Here is an 18,407-nt window from a genome sequence, read left to right on the forward strand (position 1 = left end):
TATGCGCCTCTTCATCCTGTTTTCGGTATTACTTTTGACGGCCTGCATGACAGCACCACGCGGCGAGGCTCCACCCGCACCGCCAACCGCCTCTACATCGAGCGGGAGCAGTAGTGGCAGTGCCAGCAGTACTGGCGGTGGCGGCTACTAAAGACGCGATCGACACTCAGTTTTGGAAATCGCAGCGAGCGTTAATCGCGCCGAACTGACCGCCCCAGCAAAAAAAGCCCGCCACCACCGGAGGTGGCGAAGGCGACAATTGCAAAATTCCAAGCTGGGAAACGGGGCGCCGTATGACCGCACATTGCTCGATCTTCAGACAGCCCTCGAAGCCGCCGGCGTCGAGTTCATCCCGGAGAATGGCGGCGGCGCCGGCGTGAGGCTGAAGAAGGATTGACGCGCCGCCCGTGCCCGCCCGATCAGGACGCTTCCTGCACTTCCTCGACTTGTGGCGTCACGGGTGCAGGATTAATGACGTAGGTGTTCGAGGTCAGGTCGCTAGTAGATCGGATAATGATGCCGTCGTCTCTTAATCGGACAAACGTTGCCCTTGCGATACGCATGGGCTTGCCTTTGGCATCTGCGGCTGTGACTTTGTTCGACCAGGGAACGTGAGTGATGGTGTCAACGCGCTTGAGAAAGCGCTTTTCCGTCTCGGTCAACTCGATCACGCCCGTTCCTCGATATCGTTGGCAGCGTTTGGTTGGCCGGTAACGCCGATGATGCGACTCCGTTCCAAGGACCCAAAGGCAGACAGGCGCATGGTCGCTGCCTATGTCGAGAAACTCACAGTGGACGACCTTGAGGCCAAGGGCTTTCTGCCGAAAGGAGCGGCGGAGTAGCTAAACCCGTCGTTGCCGGAGATGCTTGCGCGTAACCAAACGTTGCTCCACGATGACCAGCAAGGCGGGGAGCACAGGCAATCATGGCCACAAGGTTTCAATCATCTGAGAGCCGCAGCTTTTGGGCAGGCATTATTCTTTGGTCGATTTTGGATTTTGCGATCGTCCTGGCCATAGCATCGCTCTGGAACGATTGGCCTGGCGAATTGGTAGTAGCCGCGGCAGTCACTGTCGCAATTTGGTTGGCTCAAATGGTGCTGGCCCTCTACGGCTTCGCTCGCTACATGGCATACTTCTGGTTTTTTGAGAGGGAGAGCCGAACTAAGGCAACGGTTGATCAGCTTGCTCAACTGAAAATGCCGGCTCCCAATGCCCTTTACAACGACGTTGACGAATATCTGCTGGCGGCAAACGATCCATCAACATCAAACGACGGCAGATTGTTTGCTGGAGCTACGCTTGGCATTTTGGAATCCACAAGGAAGTTTGGACCCACGGGCGTCGCCATCTCAACCGCTATGGTCCTCGAAGAAAGCCTCCGCCGATATAGCCGTATGAGGATGGTTCAAGAATGACCGGTGCCGTCCTTGGCCTTTGCCGTGCGCGTTCACTTGCGCGCGCCTCGCATTGGTGATCTGCTCCACAGTAACTTTGGGAGGGGCAACATGCCCTGGATGGCCCCGAAACCCAGTCGAATGCGGCTAACGCCCGAGCTAGTCGCCAGAGTCCTCAGTGTGGACGATTCTCTGCCACAGCCCTTCACCGCGCCGTCCGACGCCGACCATGATGACACCGTCCGGGCGATACTTGCCACCGCACCGTCAGCTGATGAGGTCTGGCTCTTTGCCTATGGATCGCTGATGTGGAACCCGGCCTGTGATTTCGTGGAGCAGCAGGTGGGCTTCGTGCCCGGGTGGCACCGCTCCTTCTGCCTCGGTTGGGACCGGTGGTTTCGAGGATCAGACAGCAAACCCGGTCTCATGTTGTCGCTCGACCGTGGCGGGCATTGCAAGGGCGCAGTCTATCGCCTGCCGCCGGATGCTATCGAGGCCAATCTCGGCAGGCTCTTTCGTCGTGAGATGCGCGCCAAGCCGTCCGCTCATTCGCCGCGTTGGGTGAATGTTCGCAGCGAGAACGGACCGCTTCACGCGATCACCTTTGTGATTAACCGGAACAGCGGACGCTATGTCCGCGGGCTGTCGCTGGAACAGATCGCCGACGCGCTCGCGGTCGCGTGCGGTCCGTGGGGTTCCATGGCCGACTATCTCCACAGCACTGTAAGTCACCTTGAGGGTATGGGGATTCACGACAGGCAATTGTGGCGTTTGCAAGAGCTGGTAGCCGAACGCATCGAAGCGTCGACTGCCGAAGATCTTCCCCGCGAAATGAGCCAGCGGGACTCAACCCTCAGACCATGACTACTGGTGGATTGAATTATTTGAATCGCCAAGCCCGATAGTTTTCAACGGCGGACCCTACCCCAATCCGCCTGGCCGGCGCCGTCAAGCGCCTTACCCCAACGCCCCCCAAGTGGCGCCGGCCACCCTCAGCCCCCTTCGTTCGAAAGTTGGCTTCCAATCGCGATTGCGCGCCCGCTGCTGGCCTTCGTAGTCAGGAATGCATGTGAAGAACACCTGCCGGCGGTCACGGCCGGCAGCCTTGCAATTTGAGCAGACAAGAGCCCGACCAGGTCGTCATGCATCGAGCCGTGGTCACGGCCGAGCCTGTCAATCAGGGCCTGAATGTCGAGCTTCATCGATTTGCAGCACATCGGGTGTCCGCAATTCACATAGATGGTTTCGCGGGCGGCCAGGGTGTCGGCGAGGGTCTTTTGGGGCATGGCGATCTCCGTTGAAGGGTTCGCCGCAACGGGGAGGAATATAATCCTGATTTCGATGATAAGGGCAAGCGGATTGGTCGCAGCTCTGAGCGAAACAGCCCGCGACAGTCGCGCTAGGTTCTCTTGAGGTTGAGCGGCAGGCATTTTAGGCCGCCTAGGGAGGGAACAGGGAGACCTGTTTCGGTATCTCGAAAACCGCCATGGATACGAAACAACGCACGGCGCAACGCTCTGGTCATAAGTGCGGCCGCGCCAATCGCCCCTCACCTAATGGTCATGGCTCTCGTCCAATGGAATGCGGTCGATCGGAATAATTCCGCCGGGTGGCTCGTTAGTCCCATAGAGCATGCCGGATACGGCAAAGTATCCGATGTCACTTCAACAAAGCTGCCAGACAGGCTGCTGCCGCTCTGGCTCAACTCGAAGGAGACCAGAGATGAAAACGGTTGTTTCGACCTCTTTCACAAGACGAAGCGTCGTCGCCGGGCTGGCCGTCGCCCCGATGGCTTTGGCAGCGGCGGATAATACCTCCGCGCAGGCCAACCAAACCACGCCTGAGAACAGTCTGTACGAGCGGCTGGGAGGCGTCTTCGCCATCGCAGCGGTGGTGGATCACTTCAGCGACGCCATCGTGAAGAACCCCATCGTCGGCCAGACGTCCGAGAACCCGCAGCTGCGCGAATGGCACACCAAGAACCTTGGAAGGCTGCCCGGCCTCAAGTTCATGCGCACGCTGTGGGTCTGCGACGTTTCTGGCGGGCCCTTCAAGTTTGTGGCCACCAAGCCCGGCACGACGCACCTTGGCCTTGAGGAAGCCCACCGGGATCTCCGGATCTCACCCGCGGAATTTGATGAGGTCGCAGCGGAACTCGGGCGGACCCTGGACCATTTCAAGGTTCCGAAGCCCGAGAAAACCGAGGTCCTGGCAGCTTTCGCCGCCCACAAAGATGAGGTCACCGCCGGCTTCGTCAAGCAGGGCTGAAGCGCCTTAGGGTCGACTCAATCAACCTACCGCAAGTGCGGCTGCTTAAGGGTCAACAAAACGAGATTCAGATCGAAGCGGAAGCTCACTCGTCATCCCAGAAATCCTGCAGCGAGGCGTGCCGAAGATCTTCCTCGCCTCTCAGATGCTTCACGCGGGCTTTTATCCCCGGCTTGACCCACTGCGTTGCCGGCCGCTTTGGCATGTCCTTAGGCGATGGCCCGGCATGCTCATGGACGCGCTTCCAAAGTCGCTCCCGCATCTCGCGGTTGACGCTGACGAACGCACTGCCGATATATTTGCGGGTCTCCGGCTCGGCCATCAGGGCGAACGCCGGCTTACCCCGCTCGCGTTCGACGCCAAGAAGTTCAAACTCGCTTTCGGTGAAGGATTTTGTCTTCAGCCAATTGGTGGTCGGGCCGCTGCGATATTTGCTGTCTCGACGCTTCGATACCATCCCTTCCAGCCCGGCCGCGTCGATCAGATGATAGATCGCGTTGGCTTCGCCCGGCATCGTCTCGCTGAACTGGACGGCTGTCAGACCCTATAAGCCCGGCCAGGATTTCCCGCCGATCCTCAAGTGCCATGTCGCGCAAGTCGTGGCCGTTAAGATGCAGCAGATCGAACGCGACGAAGTAGAGGTCGTGCTGGCGCCTGGTGATTGCCTTGCGCAGCGCGGCGAAATCCGAAAGGCCAGCATCATTTAACACGACGACTTCGCCGTCGATGATGGCGTTCTGTACGCTGAGACCTTTGGCTGCCTCGACCAGTTGCGGTACTTCGATGTCCAGTCTAGGCCGCGGCGGGTGAAGATCCGCACACCGTCGGCGTCGATGATGATCTGGGACCGGTAGCCGTCGAATTTGGCTTCATGCATCCAGTCATCGCCTTGGGGCGGCTTTGCTACCAAGGTAGGCAACATCGGCGGAATGAACTCGAGCCGGCCGGCGCCGGTACTTACAATTTTACGCACTTATTCGATTCTAGGCGGCCGGCTTATATTAGCGAGAGTGAACGGAACGTGAGTCCGCAGGGCTGCAGAAAAACATGCTGGCCAACTTTCGCATTATTCGATCCATCAACCTCACAGCAGGTCTTCAGCAACCCAGTCGAATTTCCTAAGGCCTACGCTTGGAGGCTTTCGCTTAAGAAGGCCTTGTTCACTTGCTGCCGCCTTGAAGGCATCGAACGCGGCTTGTTGGGTGCAGTGTCCGGCCAAGCATTCCTCGATCATTCGAATTGCTCTAAGTCGGGATGGCTTGTCCATGAATGGCCATGGTTCCTGAAGCGCCGTCTCAGCATCGGGGATCGACGCCACTAGCATCGACCTGTCATTCAGGTAGATCGTAATCGATATAAACGCCGGCATCTCTGTCGCTCTCCAGAATTGAAGTGGCTAAACGCGAAGACATGGCGGTGGTTGCATGAAGTTCGTCGGGGCTGTGGGGGCTTTGCTTTGCGTCTACCGACCTAACGGCAGTTTTGACGCTAAGACGAGTTCGTCCTCGTCAGTGATACCGGCCGTATAATTTGCAAGGATCCGGGACGCGAGAGCCTCACGTAGCTGTTCGGAGTCGCCCTCACGCTTGAGCCGGTCGAACACACGGCCCAGCGTAGCTACTTCGGATGCACTGAAGACGCCTAATTCATTGGCTTTTCGATAAATCGGCATAGCACCCCTCCGGCTAAGGCATTCTGCGCAACTAATACGATTCAGGACATCTCGGACAACAAAAAAAGCCCGCAGCACCTTTGGGAACCGCGGGCGAGACGCCTTAGTCAAGGCGCCGATTATATATCTGACAGAAAGCCGCCTAGTGGTTAAATTCTGACGCTTGGTACCGACGCTAAATTCCCGCTACCGACCCGTTGCGGAAATTCGTTCGCCCGTGCCGAATTCACGCCCTTGACCCGAAGGCGACCTTCATTCTCCTCTTGCGAACGGCAGCAATGCGCCCAATTGCAGTCAATCCGACGGTCGCGTCCATTCCTCAAAAGCGGCCGGCCACAGACAGCTTTGCCCCAGAAGGCAGACAAATTCCCGAGTTCAGCGAGGATCGCAGAACCCGATTTGATGCCGTCGATGAAGCGCTCGATTTCGCGGATCAGCAAAACTTATTCTGGACGATCCGCGAAGACATGCAAAGATGCCCGTGGTGAGACCATCGGGGGGCGCACGTGAGGGCAGACAGTCAAGCGGTTCGTACGAATGGGGCGGATGTCCTCGCTGAAGTGCTTTTGGCGAATGATGTCACCGTATGCTTCGCCAATCCGGGAACATCGGAAATGCATTTCGTTGCAGCGCTGGATCGCAAGCCAGAATTGCGATGCGTGCTCGGTCTCAGCGAGGGCGTGGTCACCGGCGCCGCCGACGGCTACGCACGAATGACCGGTCGCCCCGCCGCAACCTTGCTTCACACAGGACCAGGGCTGGCCAATGGGCTGGCCAATTTGCACAACGCCCGCCGCGCCCGCACTCCGATGATAAATATCGTGGGTGACCATGCTTCCTATCACCTTCCGCTCGACGCGCCATTGACCACGGACATCGAAGGACTGGCCGCGCCGATGTCGAATTGGGTGCGTCGCGTCAACGGTTCCCTGGATGTCGGCCCTACGGCTGAGGCGGCCTATCGTGCCTCGTTGTCGCCGCCAGGAGTTGCAACGATGATTCTGCCTGCCGATGCCGCGTGGGGAGAAGTTGCCACGCCGTCGCCTTCGCGAAAGATATCGATCGACGCATCGCGCGCGCCAGATCCTCAAACGGTGCGAGCGGTGGCAAGCGCCATTCGCGCCAATCCGGGGCGCGTCGCAATGGTTGTCAGCGGAACCGCTGCGCGCGCCGACGCTCTTACAATCGCAGGCCGGATCGCGATTGCGTGCGACGTTCGGCTCTTCAACGAAGTGTTGGTAGCCCACACTCAGCGTGGCCTCGGGCGGGTCGCTCCGGTGCGCATTCCTTATCCGATCGACTTGGCGCTCGAAGTCTTGAAGGACGTCGACCTGCTAGTTCTTGTCGGCGCGCCGGAACCGGTGGCGTTCTTCGCGTACCCCGGAAAGCCGGGCAGACTGGTTCGGGATGGTTGTACGGTCCTGACCTTGGCCAAGCACGGCGAGGATTTGAAGGGAGCGCTGGAAGCACTGCATGACGAGCTCGGCGTGAAGCGAACGCAGTCGCTGCAACTGATCGCGCCAAATGGAGACGAAGGCTATCCAGTTGGACAACTGACCGACGATGCGGTTGCGGTTATTGTGACGCACAAAATTCCCGAGAACGCCATCATATGCGAGGAGGCAATAACCTCTGGCCGACGGTTCTTCGCGCTCTCCGCCTTTGCGGCTCCACATGACTTCATCTCGCCGACGGGGGGATCCATCGGTGACGGCATCCCTCTGGCAACTGGTGCTGCTATCGGGTGCCCGGATCGAAAGGTAATTAATCTCCAGGCCGACGGGAGCGCCATGTACACCGTGCAGGGGCTTTGGACGCAAGCCCGCGAGCATCTCGACGTGACGACGATCATCTTCTCAAATCGGACTTACGCCATCCTCCACGCCGAGATGCGTAACGTGGGGGTCGCCTCCATCGGGACAAATGCTCAACGAATGCTCGATCTCGATAATCCCCCAATCGATTGGGTCTCCCTTGCGCGCGGTTTGGGAGTAGAGGCAGCAGTTGCCACCACCTGCGAGACGTTCAGTACGCTGCTTGACGCGGCCTTGTCGCGCCATGGGCCGTTTCTAATCGAGGTCCGAGTTTGATGAATGTGCCTCAATGGCCCGAGACATTGCCTGTTCGTTCCGGTTCAGATGGTAAAATTCCAGTCCATTGCGGACCCGCGTGATGACCGCATACGGCACCCTTGGAGTCGGACATTGGCCAACGTCCGATTTGCGCCTAAAATCGGACATTGAGATCAGCATTGCCCCTTTCTGAAAGCCGACATCCCAAGAACCACGCTGAGGGTCGTGGTTGCGCCATGAGCAGTCATTGGCCAGCTACTGGCGGAATGTCTCGGTCCGACCCACTCCGGCATTAACGCGACGGGTCGGACTTCCGGTTGTCGAATGACGTGGTCGTTGCCGCCCCGTTGCGAAGATCTCAGATTTCCCCGAAATAACGGGCACGCGCCTGATCATCTGACGGCGCCTCGGGCCCTAGTCCGGTTGCATCGGGGATACGTGCCGGATCACGAGCAAAAAGTGCGAATGCATGCTCGCGCCGCCGGTCAGCCGCTTCTCCCCGCTCGAACAGCAGAGCTGTCTCCATCTCCTCCAAGCGTCGCATTCGGCCGTAGAAATCATCGTGGTCGCTGGCGTAGGCTTCCGCTGCCGATCGCCAATCGGAACTATCCAGCAATTGATCCCGCAACAACCGGACATCGCGAAGCGTTCGCGACAACCCCCTGCCCCAGGCAGGATCGGTGGCGGCGGCCGTATCGCCAATCAGAACGACCCCGTCGCGATAAGGTCTGTCGACCCATCGGTGCGATCCGTCGAAGCTGGCAAATGGACCCGCCTGCCGTGCTCGATCAAACCAGTGGCCCGGCGCGCCTGTAGCCTTAAGCTGCAGGACCATTTCTTCTACCGAATGGCGGCCGGACAAGCGCTTCGGCAGTACATCCTTGTGATAGATGAGATAGATACGGTTGCGACCGGGCGCAATTCGCATCGCGATCACCATTCGCCCGCCCTTGGGATCATAGAAGAGGTTGATAGTGCTTGCCGGTGGCGGAGCATTGCCGGCCAAAAACTCCGAACAATCGACTTCGCCCTCCAGGATCATGCCGGCCGTAACGAGTTGCTCGGGGTCATGCCTCACCTCAAAACCGAGAAGTGAGCGCAACCGCGAATCTCGGCCGTCTGCCAGAACGACCAGGCGCGCAGAGAGGCCTTTGCTGTCACCGCCGATGTGAACTCGTGGCACGTCTCCAAGGGTCACCGAGGAGGCTACGTGACCACGCGTGACCGTGGTTCCTAGACTCTCGGCATGTTGCAAGAGGACTGTTTGCATCTGCGGATGGGGAAATGTCATGCAGCAGGTTTCGCCGGGCGTCGTCGCAAGCAGGTCGCGCACAGCGGGCGGTGAGCCGCTCCTGAATCTCGAATAATAGGCTGCCTCCATGGCGCAGCTTTCCAGAAGCAAGTCGTAGATGCCCAGGCGCCGCGCCTCTAGACTCCCCCAGGGCATGAGAACCTCGCCGCGGATGCGGTCCCTGAATTCGTCTTGGTGTTCGACAATGAGTATTCTCAAGCCGCGGCCGGCGAGGGCGATGGCCAGCGAAGCCCCTGCAAGACCACCACCAACGATTATCAGGTCGTGGTCAGCGCCAGCGCCGTTGGACCATCGAGTCTCGCTTTTTCGATCTGGCATGGCTGACACCGAGCGAATTTTCAGTTGGCTAATCCAGCGGCTTCGGCCACGACTGAGTCAAAAGGCTATCACATGGCAGCGGTGGGCGATATGCGCGCGGCGAGTTTGTTTCCGATGTGCGGTCCGGCGTGTACACAGAACAGCAACACTCGGTTCCGATCGCATACGATGAGTTGGCGTCGTTCAAATCTTCATTGAGCCTTTTGTAACTGCTTGGGGCGCAGTTATCCCTGAGGTGGCGAGGGGAAACCTGTCTGGCAGACGTCCGCTTGAGTTCAGGTCACGACGATGCCCACACCAACCTGAATGTCCGATCTTGAATATTCGCAGCCCAAAGCTGCCGGTCCGCTTACGGCCCCGATTGAGACGTTCACAAAGTCGTCGCAGGGCGTCCGCTTCTGGCGCTGCCTGCTCGTTTCGATTGGCGAGGCGGAGGGCAGAAACCACCCAAAGCGGTATTCCCTTTCGGGTATCAAGCGTCAGGTTTTCACCGCTAGCGCTTGGCAGCTAGCACCGAGCTAAGCCCCTAACCGTAGAGGATCGTCCAACTGTGAAAACCGGGTAACGCATTGTTGGAGTCGTCCCTCTCTTCGGCCACGGGCCTTACGGGCTGTCACTGAAAAGCCCGCGCCTCTGGCGGAGAGCGCGGGCCCGATCGGGTTGTTGCGGCCCGATCTGCAGCGGGCAACGGAGGTGCGTGCCCGCTGGTCACATACAATCATTGGAAATCGCTGAAGTTCCGCCCTGACTAGAAGCCATAGCCCTGCATCGATCAGTCCCTCGCCTCTGTCTGATGCCGGAAATCGGCGTTGGACGTGACACCATTGGTTTGAGCCCGAACGCCGGCTCGGTTGTCGAGCGGGCCGCCAAGGCTGAGAAACGACAGCAACAGCGTGTCGGCCTGGATTGCCGGCCGGGTCAACCGTGCCGGAATAGACGCTCGCGGGCCGGCCGAACGGCCCCGTTCCATGATGTGTTGCAGCGCACGCGGCAGCTCTTTGTGATCCATGTTGGGGAACATATGCGTCTCCTTCAGACGAGGGTGCTGGCGGCGTCGGCTATAGCGGCGCGGATACGGGCATAGGTTCCACAGCGGCATATGTTTCCGGCCATGGCGGAGTCGATCTCTTCGGCGGTCGGCTGCGCGCCGGGCGACAGCGACGCGAGCAAAGCCGTCGCGCTCATGATCTGGCCGCTCTGACAGTAGCCGCATTGTGCCACGTCGTGCCTGACCCATGCAGCTTGGACAGCCGCGCCGACACGGTCGGTGCCGTCGGTTGTCTTTTCAATCGTGGTGATCCTGCCGCTTTCAACGGCGGAAACCGGTGTGCTGCACGAGCGGATTGCCTCGCCATCCAGATGCACCGTACAGGCGCCACAGAGCGCTGCCCCGCAGCCGAATTTGGTGCCGCTCATTCCGAGCGTGTCACGCAGGACCCAAAGGATCGGAGTTTCGGGGTCAACGTCAATCTCGTGCTCTCGCCCGTTGATATTCAGTGAGATCATGGCCGGTAGGTTTTCGGGGACGCCGAGCGACACACGGTCGTCGAGACATCGCGGCTGCCATATGTCACGAAGAGCCAACTCGGCACCGCTGCCTTCTATGCCTTCTTCGTTTTGTGGGCAGGATGGAGTCTCGATTGGAATTCATCCGCGTGGATGTTGATTGTCGGAATGGCGGCATTCGTCGCCCTTACGCGCCTGCTTCCGGTCGGGCGGCCGCGAAGAAACAGACGGAACGCTAATGGCGGAGGCTGCGGCGGCGGCGGTGGTGGATGCGGTGATGGCTGTGGCGGCGGGTGTGGCGGCGGTGAATGAGCAGTTCCGGGCAGGTATGTCTCCTGCCCCGGCCATTCGCCTGGCTCGGCGCCACCCTAGGCGACCCCACCTCCCCCGCTCCCTGCGGCGCCGGCCATCTTTTCGCTAATGTAATGCATGTCGCGCAAAGCACGCCCTCGGGCAGGAACTGAGGGTGCGCAGCGGTTTGCAATAACGGCATGCGTAAACCCCAAGCGCGCCGCATGCGTCGCACGAGTCCATTCCAACGCAACGCGCCTCAGGCAGCTACATCGGTTAGGCAGTAACGCCACCGCGACCGGTTTTCTGTGCCGTCATCCAGGGCATTGCTGCAGAGACGTCCTCGAGGATCTTGGCCGATCTCGCGAAGCCGGCGAAGGCCTCGCGTGCAACTGAAATGGGAACCTGGCCATCATAGGCGCGCTGGCAGGCGCGGAACGCCGTGTCAAAGATTGGCCCTCTGCGATTGTTCGGCCATTCCTGCAGGAACTCGAAAGCATCAGCCAGGCATTCGATTTCTTCCACCATGAACTCCCCTTTCCTGACGAAAACAGGCCGGTCGAAAGTCCTGTCGTTCATTAGAACCTCCATTCAACTGAACGAGTGTTTGAGCTTCCAAGAGAGCCGTGAGCGACGGCTGCGGAAAATATGTGAAGCGCACTTTTTGCTGTCAAGGAACGGCCAATTCGGGACTGAAGCAAACCTCCTCGCAGGACAGGGACCGCATGCGGAACGTCGCTGTGTAGCGCTGCAACCCGCAGCCGAGGACGGGCGAACGCCATCGCTCCCGATGAAACCGAACTCTCGCAAAGGCCGTCGGCAGCATTCGTCACGCCGGAAGGCCCGGACAACAGCAGAAAGCCCGCGCCCTCGGGGAGAAGACGCGGGTTGACCGGAGCTACCGATCTCGCAGCATTGTATGAGGGGACAATACTACGCTGCTGGCACTAAATTTTCCTCGCAGGACAGTGTTCCAGCCTCACAGACTGGCACAGGCAAAAAAAGCCCGCCGTACCCGCAGGTGCGACGGGGCGATCAAGCGGTCAAGCACGGCTTGGGGGGGCTGAGATGTGCCCGGTGCGCGCGGACCGAGAAAAATCATTCGCGTGCTGGCTGCCCGGCGTCTACCAACCGCCAGTTGGAAGGGTGGGCCGAACGGAGAGCCCGCGCCTCTGCTGGAACAAGGACACGGCCTATTCGGCGCGCTCGCTGGCTCAGTCCGGCGCGCGCCTGGACGCGGCTTCCGCGCCCGGTCAATTCGCTTGGAACAAAACATTCCAGAGGTGGTTTTCCCCATGAAGGGACAGACTTTTCGAAGGAGACGTCTCGTGAAAAAAGTTCTGATCACCAGTATGCTGGCCATAGGCGTTGGCTGTGGCGCAGCATTCGCTCAGGAACAGCAGCCGGCCCAAAGCCAGTCCGGCACCGACTGCCCGGCTGGCTCGGCCGGTTGCCCGGAAGGTGCGAGGGGCAAACAGGGTAAGGCCGGCGCCACCACCGAGGAGCAGGCTCAAGGCAAGGCGAAGATGCAGACAGACGAGCAAGCCCAGGGTAAAGCCGGCGTAACCACCGAGCAGCAGACTCAAGGCGAGGCTGGCGCCACAACTGAGCAACAGGCGCAGGACAAGGCCAAGACCCAGACCGAGCAGCAGACCCAGGGCGAGGCCGGCGCCACCACCGAGCAACAGACTCAGGGCGAGGCCGGCGCCACCACTGAGAAACAGACTCAGGGCGAGGCCGGTACCACCACCGAGCAGCAGACCCAGGGCACTACTCAGTCACAGGATGAGACGGAGACCGGCGCGATCAGCAATGTGACCGTTGAACAGAAAACGCAAATCACCCAGATCCTCAAGGAGGAAAAGGTCGAACCGGTTGCCGACGTCGATTTTGACATCTCGGTGGGTGTCGAGGTTCCGCGGCAGAGGGTTGAACTGCGTCCTCTGCCACGGCGAATCATCGAGATCGTCCCAGCTTACGAAGAGTACCAGTATTTCGTGTTGGCCGATGGCCGTATCGTCATCGTCGACCCGGATACATTCAAGATCGTCCTTATTCTGGCCTGACGCCCTAGTTCGGGCTAAACGAGGGGTCCGCTGCCCCCACGGCGGAGCCCTCGTTTGCATGGACCAGTCTCTGCCACCAAAGGCACGGTTATTACGCCTGTTCAAACTGACAGGCTTTCTGCGTGTCGAGGTTTCTTCAGCCGCTTCCCACCTGGATTACATCTGGACGGCGTCCTCCCTGCTCAAAAGGCCTGAGCTAGGACTTCGGTCTGGCCGCTTGCCGACCATGGGCTGGCCCAGGCAGTGCTTTGGTCCGGGACCGCTATGGCAAAAGCCTGAAATGGGGGAGTTTGTAGGAACCGAGCTTCTGCTGGCGTCGTTGCGATCCCGACACCGTGACAGGAGGCTGCAATGGACCCCAGCATTCACCAGGCACGTTGGCTGCTTTTTCCGATATTTGGCCTGGCGTTCGGGGTTGCAGCCGTTGGGCTTTTCATCGGCTGATGAGGTCCACCGATGAAGGCAACGCACTCGCGCAGTCATGAGTCCCTTCCTGCGCCAGCGAGACCCACCGGTTCTCCCCCTCGAGACTGGTGGGTCTTGACACAGCCCGATGATGGCGAAAGCCTGATAAATCGGTGCAGTTCAGAAGATTGGCTTGGGCGAAGGATTGACTTGGGCGAATTCGAAATAGGCAGAGATGCAACATAGGGCGTGACGGTAAAAGGATATTCTGGCGTGCTATTGGCAAATTCATTGATCACAGACGCAATACGGCCGCAGCGCCCGAAGCATTGTGAGACAAGAGTTCTCGCCGGTGCGCGGCCTGCCCGGCCTCAATCGCAGCGCAGTCTCAAATCTCTTCGAGGGCTTCGCGTCGCCATCTGCCTGAGCGCATCGGCCTTGGTTCTCGTCGTCAGCCCCTACCGTGTGGCACAGGACGGCCTGTCCCTGACGCTAAGCCCACAGGCCGCCTGGGCACAAGGGAACTCTGGGAACGCTGGGAACTCAGACTCCGGCAACTCTGATTCCGGCAACTCCGGCTCCGGCAACTCCGGCTCCGGCAACTCTGGCTCCGGCAACTCCGGCTCCGGCAACTCTGGCTCCGGCAACTCAGGAGACACTGAAAGCCCCGACAACTCTGGAAACGCTCCTGGAAATGCCACAGACCCTGGAAATGCCACAGACCCTGGAAATGCCACAGACCCTGGAAATGCCGCAGCCCCACAGGCCACGGACCCGAACGGCAATGCGAACAAAACAAAAGCACTGAACGTCACTCCCCCGACAAATCCGGCTACCGCGCTAAATCCTGGCAACAAGCCCAAGACGTATATCAACGTGACCACTGGAGACCGGATCGAGGTGCGCGGGGCAAGCGTGGGTGTGGTGCATTCCAACGGGCTGAGCGAGCGCATCGACGGCGGCCATTACGAGATGCGCGATGCCATGGGCCGCACCATCATTCGGCGGCAGGCAAAGAAATCCGATCGGGCAAGACTGCTCCGGATGATCGAGTGATGGCGCGTTCCACAGGCCGCAAGGCTGTCTTGCTTCATGCAGGATCGCGGACAGGCGGATGCTGATGCTCGGTCGCGTCGCGCAATGTCATCGCGGCTTCGGTCCGGTTGCTCACATTGAGCTTGGCCAGAATCCGCGTCATGTGGTGCTTTATGGTTTTCTCGTGCAGGTTCAGCTGAAGACCGATCCGCTTGTTGCTCAATCCCGCGGCAACGAGCGTCAGGATCTCTCTTTCGCGACTGGTGAGTTCGCCCAGAACGTCGGGTTTCTCGATCGCGGTTGGTTGGCTGGACAGGTCGACCAACACGCGCGCCGACAATTGCGGACAAACATACCGTTCGCCCATCGCCACCGTGCGCAGTATGGCGGCCAGGGTTCTCGATCCGACACCTTTTAGGACATAGCCTCTTGCCCCGCTCTGCAAGGCGGCCATGACGTGCTGGTTTTCCTCCGAAACGGTCAGCATCACGATTTTCAGATCCGGGTGCCGCTCCAGGGCCGGCTCGACTGCGCTGAGGCCCCCTCCAGGCACTGAGATGTCCATCAGCAGAATATCGAGTTGCTGGTCTTCCGATATCCGCAAGGCGTCATCTCTACTGCTGCCTTGGGCAACGATCTCGAACCCGCCGATCTGCTCGAGGGTGCGCACAACGCCTTCCCTGAACAGCGGATGGTCGTCGACAATGGCGAGCTTTATGGCCGCTGCCATCACGCCTGTCCTATTTCGACTGTGTTGAGAACCATTTTCACCACCGTGCCGTTCTGTGAAGATGTTACATCAAATTGGCCGCCGAGGCTTTCTACCCGCTCACGCAGCCCGATGAGCCCCAGCCGTTCAGGATGGATGATCTTCGGGTCGAAACCTGGGCCGGTGTCGGAAACCTCGATAGAAACGCGCTCCCCGTCGAAATGTTTCGCGACCGATTGATCGGCACCCCCGGCATGGTGAAAGCCGTTGTTCAGCGCCTCCTGAATGAAGCGAAAGATGCAGATCTTGGCCGCTGGCGACAAGGGTGTGTGGCTCCCGGTCATGGACAGCATCACTTTGACGCCGGTCCGCTCTTCGTGCGCTCGCACGGCAAGCTCGAGGATTTCCGTCAACTCGGCATTCTCGACATGCGGCAGCATAAGACCCTTGCTGACATTCCTGATTTCTCGCATCGCATCGTCCAGATTCGCTTTGACCACCTGCAATTCCCGTGCGCGCGCCGCAGCCGGCGTGGCCGGATCGGTCAGCACGGGGCTGTCAATCCCCAGCGCAGCGAGGGCAACCAACTGCGCCGGCCCGTCGTGCAGGTCCGCGCCGATTCGCCTGAGGTGACGTTCGTTAAGTGCCGTGGCGCGCTGCGAAGCACGTTGCACCCGCAGCCTCAACATTCTGTTTTGAGCGACCAGATCGGAAAGTTCGGCAATACGCTGCTTCAAGGAGCGGCTCTGGGAACGAATCGTGCGGCTGCCACGAAAAACGATCACCGAAAGCCCGAGGAAAAAAACCGCGGTGACTGCTGCGACATCGAACCAGGTCCGAACGAGTGCCTGCCGGAGATCCTTTTCAAAATCGGTGGCGATCTCGTCGAATTCCAAAACAGCCACGACTTCGCCCGACCACGGCTGAAGCATCGGATTATAGATTTCAAGAAGATGCAGGCTGCTGTCCCTCTCAGCCTGGTTATCATAGTCCCTGTCCAATTCAGCAACCATGTCGCCGGCGAATGCGGCCCGGAGATTGTCGCTGAGTGGAAGGCGCTTCCCGACCAAATTTTTATTGGTTGAATAGAGGATGGTGCCATCGCGGCGCCAGAGCTTGAACGATTCGAGCCTTGTGCCGAGTGCGCCTTGTCCCAGCGTTTCATCCAGCGCGTGCGCAACGCTCTCGTCCAGCATCTCACTCTTGCGCATGTCGGGAAGCAGCGGCGCGATGACGCTGTCGACGTAAAGAGCGGTAGAGGCGGCCGAGTTCCGGGTGACGGCGGCTTCTATCTGGCTTGTCACGGACATTCCCACCACGATCATCGCCGACAGCGAGAACAGCCCGCCGGCGAGCAGAAACTGAGTGGCCAGCGACAGTGCATTCCACCGATCGAGCAATCTTGTCGGTCTGTATGGCGCCATATCTCCACTGGCCCGGTCGGCGGCGCGTCGCGCCAGCGGCACGATTCGAGAGAACCAGCCAATCTGTCGTCGAACGACGCTAAATGACGCCATCTTTGATCTGCACCGATCAATAACAAGGGAACTTAGGGCTTGCGGGCTGGACGAAAACCGCAACCTTGCGGTTTTTTGCGCAAGCGCCACTGCCATGGTTGAGCGAGGCAGCAAATATGACTCCTCAACCACGTGCTGCAGGCACCGGTCGCCCCTGGCAGCGCGGCGGAAGGTGCGGCGTCTTTCACTTCCGGTCGCGCAATGCTCTCACCGCTTGCGTAAGGGTCACCCGATCGTTGCCGTTCTTTTTGATCAGCCTGCTGACCTGGCTGGGCGAAACGCCATTTTCTCGCGCGAAATGCTCCACCTCGTAATACTGGTCCACCGACAGGCGGTCGCGGTCGAGAAACGATCGATCTTTGTTGTTGTCGTCCATTTCCGTTTTCCCACTAAAGCTCGTTTGAACATTGGACGCAAACGAGGGACCACCCGCCAAATCGAGGAATGGCGGGTGGTCCCTTATCGGCGCAGGAAGGGACTTAGCTGCGCAGATATCTTCGTCCATCAGCCACATCGTTAAGTCGGTCGTTCATCAGCTGACGACTATTCCAATTGCCAGGAAGGCAATGGAGACAGCGAAGACCGGTGCAAGTAGCCAGCGGGCTTGGTGAACACTATTCTCCATCGATTCCTCCCGTGACGCACGGCGAGCAACGAGTGCTGGCAGTCGTGGTTCCGGGCCACACGCCATCGTCGCCCTTTGCGCACGACAATTCAGACTTAGGTCCATCGGCACGGCGTCTCTGGTCGGACCGAAGCCCAGCCGCGGAACGTTTGCAGCTGTCTCGTTGTTGAAGGTGAGCTTGGCGCGACGAAGATGCGTCCCAGCGCAAGACAGCTCATCAGGAAGGAAAAACTTATGAGAATGCATCTTTCCACTGCAGCCGCAGGATTTCTGCTGCTGGCAAGTGTCGGCGCCGTGGCTGCCCAGGACGTGATCATCCAGCCCGAACAGGAGACCGTCATCAGGGAGTATGTGAAAAAGCAGCCGCTCGCCTCGGTGAACCTGCTTGGCGTAGAGCTCAATATCGGCTCGGCGCTGCCCGAGACGGTCGAGCTTCATGAAGTTCCCGACGTCCAATATCGCTACGTCGTCGTCGACAATCGGACCGTTCTTGTCGATCCAGGCACACGCAGGATCGTTAAAATCATCGATTGACTGAAATGGCCTGGGGAGGAGACGCCCGCCGCTTGGACGCGGCGGGCCGTCTTGCCGTTCCGCTGTCGCCTACGGTTCAAAGCGCCTACGGTTTCATAGCGCCCATGGTTCATAGCAATTGAAGCGTGCAGTCGGTGCGCCCCGAAACCCGCGGCATCGTCCTTTGGGCGCGACGCGTCAGACTTAGGTCCTACGCAAAGGCCTGCCAAATCGGACCGAAGCCCAGCTAAGGAACGTTTGCGGCTGCCTCCAGTTTGGGTAAGCAAGGCGCTGATGCCGTCCAGCGCAAATGGGCTTACAAGTCACAGACATAAAGGAGGCAGTTATGAGAATGCATCTTTCCACCGCAGCCGCGGGCCTTTTTCTGCTGGCCAGCGTTGGCGCTGTTGCCGCTCAGGACGTGATCATCGCGCCTGAACAGGAGACCGTGATCAGGGAATATGTGAAAAAGCAGCCGCTCGCATCCGTGGAACTCCCTGGGGTGGAACTCAATATCGGTTCAACGATACCCGAGACGGTCGAGCTTCACGAGGTTCCCGACGTCGAGTATCGCTACGTCGTCGTCGACAATCGCACCGTTCTTGTTGATCCCGGCACACGCAAGATCGTCAAGATCATTCAGTGACCTGAACGCGAGGGGAGGAGACGCCCGCCGCTTCGAAATGAGCGGCGGGCGACTAT

Annotated in this window: 21 protein-coding genes and 2 pseudogenes; 11 read left to right on the forward strand and 12 right to left on the reverse strand. The window is 59.5% G+C overall.

The window, feature by feature from the left end:
- Positions 1–240 precede the first annotated feature (240 nt).
- Positions 241–397, forward strand: a pseudogene (locus AC0L28_RS09745) (XRE family transcriptional regulator); the annotation flags it as partial.
- A gap of 22 nt (positions 398–419) precedes the next feature.
- On the opposite strand, the gene AC0L28_RS09750 reads toward AC0L28_RS09745, so the two are convergent.
- Positions 420–671: a hypothetical protein gene (locus AC0L28_RS09750; protein ID WP_128171165.1), complete on the reverse strand. Its 252-nt coding sequence runs from the start codon at positions 669–671 to the stop codon at positions 420–422.
- Between the two features lie 48 nt (positions 672–719).
- Here AC0L28_RS09750 and AC0L28_RS09755 point away from each other — a divergent pair, with 48 nt between their 5' ends.
- The 3 genes from AC0L28_RS09755 (at position 720) to AC0L28_RS09765 (ending at position 2,260) form a co-directional block, all read left to right on the forward strand.
- On the forward strand, positions 720–842 hold the full coding sequence (locus AC0L28_RS09755; RefSeq protein ID WP_287119453.1) for a hypothetical protein: 123 nt from the start codon (positions 720–722) through the stop codon (positions 840–842).
- An 83-nt stretch (positions 843–925) separates the two neighbouring features.
- Positions 926–1,417 (forward strand): hypothetical protein, encoded by a 492-nt coding sequence (locus AC0L28_RS09760; RefSeq protein ID WP_473477027.1) that lies wholly within the window; start codon positions 926–928, stop codon positions 1,415–1,417.
- A 159-nt stretch (positions 1,418–1,576) separates the two neighbouring features.
- Positions 1,577–2,260, forward strand: a complete 684-nt coding sequence (locus tag AC0L28_RS09765; RefSeq protein ID WP_287181150.1) for a gamma-glutamylcyclotransferase — start codon at positions 1,577–1,579, stop codon at positions 2,258–2,260.
- 128 nt (positions 2,261–2,388) lie between these two features.
- On the opposite strand, the gene AC0L28_RS09770 is transcribed toward AC0L28_RS09765, so the two are convergent.
- The gene (locus AC0L28_RS09770; RefSeq protein ID WP_473477029.1) at positions 2,389–2,682 is read right to left on the reverse strand and encodes a hypothetical protein; all 294 of its coding nucleotides are present in this window, start codon (positions 2,680–2,682) and stop codon (positions 2,389–2,391) included.
- A gap of 436 nt (positions 2,683–3,118) precedes the next feature.
- Between AC0L28_RS09770 and AC0L28_RS09775 the strand changes: the two genes are divergently transcribed.
- Positions 3,119–3,664, forward strand: coding sequence for a group I truncated hemoglobin (locus tag AC0L28_RS09775; RefSeq protein WP_128171168.1), 546 nt, complete (start codon positions 3,119–3,121; stop codon positions 3,662–3,664).
- 85 nt (positions 3,665–3,749) lie between these two features.
- Here AC0L28_RS09775 and AC0L28_RS09780 read toward each other — a convergent pair whose 3' ends face one another.
- From AC0L28_RS09780 to AC0L28_RS09790, 3 genes and pseudogenes are all read right to left on the reverse strand, one after another.
- Entirely contained in the window at positions 3,750–4,178 is a 429-nt protein-coding gene (locus AC0L28_RS09780) for a hypothetical protein (RefSeq protein ID WP_473477093.1), read from the reverse strand.
- A gap of 76 nt (positions 4,179–4,254) precedes the next feature.
- A pseudogene (locus AC0L28_RS09785) lies at positions 4,255–4,586 on the reverse strand (ATP-dependent DNA ligase); the annotation flags it as partial.
- A 162-nt stretch (positions 4,587–4,748) separates the two neighbouring features.
- Positions 4,749–5,033 carry a DUF982 domain-containing protein gene (locus AC0L28_RS09790; protein ID WP_128177168.1) on the reverse strand — a complete coding sequence of 95 codons (285 nt, stop codon included), beginning with the start codon at positions 5,031–5,033 and terminating at the stop codon, positions 4,749–4,751.
- 581 nt (positions 5,034–5,614) lie between these two features.
- Between AC0L28_RS09790 and AC0L28_RS09795 the strand changes: the two genes are divergently transcribed.
- Both AC0L28_RS09795 and AC0L28_RS09800 read left to right on the forward strand, forming a co-directional pair.
- On the forward strand, positions 5,615–5,824 hold the full coding sequence (locus AC0L28_RS09795) for a hypothetical protein (RefSeq protein WP_128177173.1): 210 nt from the start codon (positions 5,615–5,617) through the stop codon (positions 5,822–5,824).
- Positions 5,825–5,842: 18 nt separating this feature from the next.
- Positions 5,843–7,426, forward strand: coding sequence for an acetolactate synthase large subunit (locus AC0L28_RS09800; protein WP_128177175.1), 1,584 nt, complete (start codon positions 5,843–5,845; stop codon positions 7,424–7,426).
- A gap of 340 nt (positions 7,427–7,766) precedes the next feature.
- On the opposite strand, the gene AC0L28_RS09805 is transcribed toward AC0L28_RS09800, so the two are convergent.
- The 4 genes from AC0L28_RS09805 to AC0L28_RS09820 form a co-directional block, all read right to left on the reverse strand.
- The gene (locus tag AC0L28_RS09805; protein ID WP_473477033.1) at positions 7,767–9,038 is read right to left on the reverse strand and encodes an FAD-dependent oxidoreductase; all 1,272 of its coding nucleotides are present in this window, start codon (positions 9,036–9,038) and stop codon (positions 7,767–7,769) included.
- A gap of 772 nt (positions 9,039–9,810) precedes the next feature.
- Positions 9,811–10,059: a hypothetical protein gene (locus AC0L28_RS09810; RefSeq protein ID WP_128177179.1), complete on the reverse strand. Its 249-nt coding sequence runs from the start codon at positions 10,057–10,059 to the stop codon at positions 9,811–9,813.
- Positions 10,060–10,070: 11 nt separating this feature from the next.
- Complete coding sequence (locus tag AC0L28_RS09815) at positions 10,071–10,544, reverse strand: (2Fe-2S)-binding protein (RefSeq protein ID WP_473477087.1); 474 nt, start codon at positions 10,542–10,544, stop codon at positions 10,071–10,073.
- A 567-nt stretch (positions 10,545–11,111) separates the two neighbouring features.
- Entirely contained in the window at positions 11,112–11,414 is a 303-nt protein-coding gene (locus AC0L28_RS09820) for a DUF982 domain-containing protein (RefSeq protein ID WP_023803628.1), read from the reverse strand.
- Positions 11,415–12,163: 749 nt separating this feature from the next.
- Here AC0L28_RS09820 and AC0L28_RS09825 point away from each other — a divergent pair.
- Positions 12,164–12,901 carry a DUF1236 domain-containing protein gene (locus AC0L28_RS09825; RefSeq protein ID WP_473477036.1) on the forward strand — a complete coding sequence of 246 codons (738 nt, stop codon included), beginning with the start codon at positions 12,164–12,166 and terminating at the stop codon, positions 12,899–12,901.
- An 843-nt stretch (positions 12,902–13,744) separates the two neighbouring features.
- Complete coding sequence (locus tag AC0L28_RS09830) at positions 13,745–14,362, forward strand: hypothetical protein (protein WP_473477039.1); 618 nt, start codon at positions 13,745–13,747, stop codon at positions 14,360–14,362.
- Between the two features lie 34 nt (positions 14,363–14,396).
- Here AC0L28_RS09830 and AC0L28_RS09835 read toward each other — a convergent pair whose 3' ends face one another.
- From AC0L28_RS09835 to AC0L28_RS09845, 3 genes are all read right to left on the reverse strand, one after another.
- Positions 14,397–15,071 carry a LuxR C-terminal-related transcriptional regulator gene (locus tag AC0L28_RS09835; RefSeq protein ID WP_128166726.1) on the reverse strand — a complete coding sequence of 225 codons (675 nt, stop codon included), beginning with the start codon at positions 15,069–15,071 and terminating at the stop codon, positions 14,397–14,399.
- The gene (locus AC0L28_RS09840) at positions 15,071–16,474 is read right to left on the reverse strand and encodes a sensor histidine kinase (RefSeq protein ID WP_473477089.1); all 1,404 of its coding nucleotides are present in this window, start codon (positions 16,472–16,474) and stop codon (positions 15,071–15,073) included. The genes AC0L28_RS09835 and AC0L28_RS09840 overlap by 1 nt, the downstream gene beginning before the upstream one ends.
- A 277-nt stretch (positions 16,475–16,751) precedes the next feature.
- Positions 16,752–17,072, reverse strand: coding sequence for a DUF3606 domain-containing protein (locus AC0L28_RS09845; RefSeq protein ID WP_287257902.1), 321 nt, complete (start codon positions 17,070–17,072; stop codon positions 16,752–16,754).
- Between the two features lie 354 nt (positions 17,073–17,426).
- Between AC0L28_RS09845 and AC0L28_RS09850 the strand changes: the two genes are divergently transcribed.
- Positions 17,427–17,726 (forward strand): DUF1236 domain-containing protein, encoded by a 300-nt coding sequence (locus AC0L28_RS09850; protein WP_027156174.1) that lies wholly within the window; start codon positions 17,427–17,429, stop codon positions 17,724–17,726.
- Positions 17,727–18,051: 325 nt separating this feature from the next.
- On the forward strand, positions 18,052–18,351 hold the full coding sequence (locus AC0L28_RS09855; RefSeq protein ID WP_031256955.1) for a DUF1236 domain-containing protein: 300 nt from the start codon (positions 18,052–18,054) through the stop codon (positions 18,349–18,351).
- The last annotated feature ends 56 nt before the right edge of the window (positions 18,352–18,407 follow it).

Source organism: Mesorhizobium sp. WSM4847 (assembly GCF_055811335.1).